3 protein-coding genes are annotated in these 4,417 nt (G+C 51.8%); all 3 read right to left on the bottom strand.

The annotated features are described in order from the left end of the window. Nucleotides 1-1,149 (bottom strand): 3-hydroxyacyl-CoA dehydrogenase NAD-binding domain-containing protein (locus tag C5O23_RS13890; protein WP_107033508.1); only part of this gene is annotated, 1,149 nt, incomplete at its 3' end. 18 nt (nt 1,150-1,167) lie between these two features. After that, nucleotides 1,168-3,564 (bottom strand): GumC family protein, encoded by a 2,397-nt coding sequence (locus tag C5O23_RS13895; protein WP_107033509.1) that lies wholly within the window; start codon nt 3,562-3,564, stop codon nt 1,168-1,170. A gap of 3 nt (nt 3,565-3,567) precedes the next feature. Further along, complete coding sequence (locus tag C5O23_RS13900; protein ID WP_107033510.1) at nt 3,568-4,404, bottom strand: polysaccharide biosynthesis/export family protein; 837 nt, start codon at nt 4,402-4,404, stop codon at nt 3,568-3,570. Nucleotides 4,405-4,417: the final 13 nt, after the last annotated feature.

Here is a 4,417-nt window from a genome sequence, read left to right on the forward strand (position 1 = left end):
AGGCTCATAGATGATGACCTCGGCGCCTTTGGCCTTGATACGCTTCATCACTCCCTGAATAGATGACTGGCGGAAATTATCGGAATTCGATTTCATCGTCAGACGATAGACACCGATTGTCACAGGGCGTTCGCTGGCAGATCCGAAGTGGTTGGCCGAGGAATAGTCATACCACTCCGCCATTCTAAGCACCTGGTCGGCAATAAAATCTTTACGTGTGCGGTTGCTCTCGACGATGGCCGTCATCATCTGCTGGGGCACGTCGGCATAGTTGGCCAGCAGCTGCTTGGTGTCCTTCGGCAGACAGTAGCCACCGTAACCGAACGACGGATTATTGTAGTGTGTACCGATGCGCGGATCAAGGCCTATGCCCTCGATGATAGCCTGGGAATCAAGGCCTTTGACCTCGGCATATGTATCAAGCTCGTTGAAATAGCTGACGCGAAGCGCGAGATAGGTATTGGCGAAGAGTTTCACAGCCTCAGCCTCCTTCATGCCCATAAAAAGAGTGGGAATTTCCTGTTTTATAGCACCTTGCTGCAACAGCGATGCAAACTCATGGGCTTTTGATTCAAGAAATTCGACATCGGCAATAGTCCGGATCGCATCATTTTCCTCTGCAAACTCCGGATTGTCGATAATCTTCGGATAGCCCACTATGATTCGGGAGGGGTAGAGATTGTCATACAGCGCCTTGCTTTCTCTGAGAAACTCCGGCGAGAACAGAAGATTGAACCTGCTGACCCCCTTGGCCGCATATTTCACATAAAGACTGCGGCAATAGCCCACAGGTATGGTGGATTTTATCACCATCACCGCATCGGGGTTGACTTCGAGCACGAGATCTATGACATCCTCTATGCAGTGCGTATCGAAATAATTCTTTACCGGATCATAGTTGGTCGGAGCGGCTATAACCACGAAATCGGCCTCGCGGTAAGCCTCCCCACCATCAAGCGTAGCGGTCAGATCCAGTCCCTTTTCAACGAGATATTTTTCGATATACTCATCCTGAATGGGCGAGATGCGCCGATTGATCTTCTCGACTTTTTCGGGGATGACATCAACGGCTGTCACCTTATTGTGCTGCGCCAGCAGAGTGGCTATACTCAGACCGACATATCCGGTCCCTGCGACTGCGATATTCATTGTTACTATTTCTTGATTTTATTTTTTCTTCTCCCCGCTGCCGTAATTATACCCATACCCGTAGCCATATCCGTAACCGTAGCGATAGGTATGGCTATAGCCGTAGCGGCCCTGGTCATTGCGGGAACCGTTGAGGATAAACGACATGTTGCGATACTTCTTCTCCTCATACAGCCGGTCGAGTTCCGGAAGCATCGAACGGTCGAACAGACCGGCTCGGATCACGAAGAACGTCCGGTCGGCAAACTTGTCGATGATCTGAGCATCAGCCACAACCTCGATCGGCGGACAGTCGATGATAATATAGTCAAACCTCGACTTAAGCTCACCGATCAGCTCACCGAAACGCGGCGACTCAAGCAGCTCCGTCGGATTGGGCGGAATAGAACCGATCGGAAGCACCTGCATGTTCTGACACTCCGGAGTCTTGACAATCAGCGTATCGACCTCAGACACAGCACCACCCAGATAATCAGCCAGGCCCTTTGCTGGAGAACCCATATAGGCCGACGTCGAACCGTGGCGCATATCGCCGTCGACAATCAGAACCTTCTTGCCCTTCAGAGCGATAGCCATGCCTAAGTTCATCGAAACGAACGACTTGCCCGAACCAGGATTGAACGACGTCATGGCAATCACCTTGTTGCCCTCCGAACTGTTGCACATAAACTCAACATTGGTCCTGAGTACGCGGAACGCCTCGTTGATGATATCACGCTTGCCGCCCTTGACCACGATCGTGTTCGCCTCGCCGGCCTCCTTCTTCTTCTCGTGTCCGTCTTGCGGCAGCTCGCCGAGAAAAGGCACAGCCAGATGCTCCACATCCTTGCGCCCGCGCACCTTAGTGTTGTTGCTCTCCATCAGATAGACCACCCCGAACGGAATCGCCAGACCAAGCAGAAAGCTCATCATCAATATATTGCGCGTATTCGGCGCAGTCGGGCCGAAACTTGCCGGCTTATTGACCACACGGGTATTATAAGCCGTAAATGCCTGCGAAAGCTCGTTCTCCTCACGCTTCTGAAGCAGGAACAGATAGAGCGACTCCTTCACCTTCTGCTGGCGCTCCACACTCAGAAGATACTTGGCCTGCGAAGGATTCGAAGCGATTTTCGACGTAGTCGACGCCTGCGAACCCTGCAGACTCGAAATCTGCATGTTCAGAGCATTGATCGAATTATCGACCGACGCCAGTATCGCATGACGCATCTGATCCATCTGCTCGTTCAGCTGGACAACCAGCGGATTCTTGTCCGACGACTTGGCCAGCAGCGAATTACGCTGAAGCACAAGATTGTTGTAATCAGTAATCTGCGACTGTATGTCCACATTGGCCACACCCGAATTCATCGGAAGCATCTTCTCGTTATCGCTTGCAGCTCCAAGATACGACTTTATATACAGCGTCTGCTTCAGCTGATTCCTCAGATCCATGATCTGCTGCGAAATCTGCTGATTCTGCGACATATACATCGACGACGCCGCACTGACATCCGGAATCAGATGCTGACTCTTATAAGAAGAAATATCCGAATCCACATTTCCGAGCTCACTCTCGATCACACCCAGACGCTCATTGATAAAATTCGACGTCGAGACAGCAATCTGATTCTTGTCGCGAATCCAATACTCATTATAGACACCGATCAGCGTGCTCAGCAGCGCCTGCGCACGCTGGGTCGACTGATCAGTAACCGTCAGATTGATCACACTGCTCTTGTCACCGCTCATCGCTATCACCATACGGCTCTCATAGCCACCGGCAGTAGCCGAAACCGGAGCTTTGACAACATTCAGTTCCACCGCCTCACCGGGCTTATAACCCTCGGCAGCCACCACGACCATCGGCCCGACGACCGTCATGAGCGTATCGTTCATAGCGCCCTGAACCCGCTCTTCCGACTTCAGGTCACCCGACTTGACATCTGACACCGAAACCTTTCCGGCCCCGTCGACCTCAACTCTGAACAACGCCGAACCATTTTCAGCAAACCCAGGCATCTCGACCCTCACAGGAAGATTCGAGCCATAGGCCACCACATCATGAAAACGCCCCGGAATATAATAATTCATATCCAGATTCAGACGTCTCACCACCTCTTCCATCAGATCAGCCGACTTCAGAGTAGTGATCTCATTCTGTATGTTAGTCTTATTCTGAAACAGCCCGAAATCGCCGAAATCCTCAGCCCCCGCCGACTTACCGGCAGCCTCGTCCTTGATCATGATCGACGCCGTAGTCGTATAAACCTTAGGAGTACACAGCAGATACACCACAGCAGCACCCACACACACCACCAGCGAGAGCAACACCCACGGCCAGTGATGCAGCGTCCTGTACAATATATCCGTCAACGGCACGGCGCTGCCCGCGTTGACACTCTTCCTTGCCTCTGATTTAATAGTCTCTGCCATTGCTTATTTTGTGAGAGTGATGATAAGTGTTGCTATTGTCAGACCGAACGAACCCATTGAAACCCAGAACGAAGGCGTGTAAGGCGTATTGCCGTTAGGCGTCGTCTCGCGCTTCTTCTTGTCATTAGGTTCCACGTAGATCACATCGTCCTGCTGCAGATAAAACACCGGCGACGAAGCCAGACTCTGCGCGTCAAGCAGATTCACCCTGTAAGCCTCCTGCTTACCGCCGCCCACATTGCGCAACACAAGAATATTCTCGCGCATACCGCTGATCGTCAGATCGCCTGCCATAGCTATAGCATCAATGATCGTCAGATGATCCTTGTTAAACTCATAGCGGCCCGGAGCCGACACCTCACCGATAACCGAGATACCCGTATTGGCAAACTCAACCGTAACTATCGGATCCTTCACCAAATCCTTACCGACAAGCTGCTCAGCTACATAATTCGCCACCTGCTCGCGAGTCATCCCCGCAATATGCAACTTGCCGATCACCGGAAAATTGATATCGCCCGCCGAATCAACCGTATAGTAAGCCACCTGACCGTTACCGCCGCCCGAAGCATCGCCCACGCTCTTTGTCGTTGACGTCGTCCCTCCAAGACGGTTCTGGACCTGCAGCAGATTAAACAGAGCCGACAGCGCCGGATCCTGCGTATTGACAACAATCGAAAGTTTATCCTCAGGCTTCACCCTGATATCAAGCTGACGCTCAGCCTGCACCACGGCACCGGTCCCAAGATCCGGAAAATAAGTTATATTTTTCGGAGTCGAGCAAGACCCCAACAGCAACGCAGCTGCAAGAAAACATGATGAGATGAATCGTATGCGCATATGTAAAGTTTTT

The sequence above is a fragment of the Duncaniella muris genome (assembly GCF_003024805.1).
GTDB classification, from domain to species: Bacteria; Bacteroidota; Bacteroidia; order Bacteroidales; family Muribaculaceae; genus Duncaniella; species Duncaniella muris.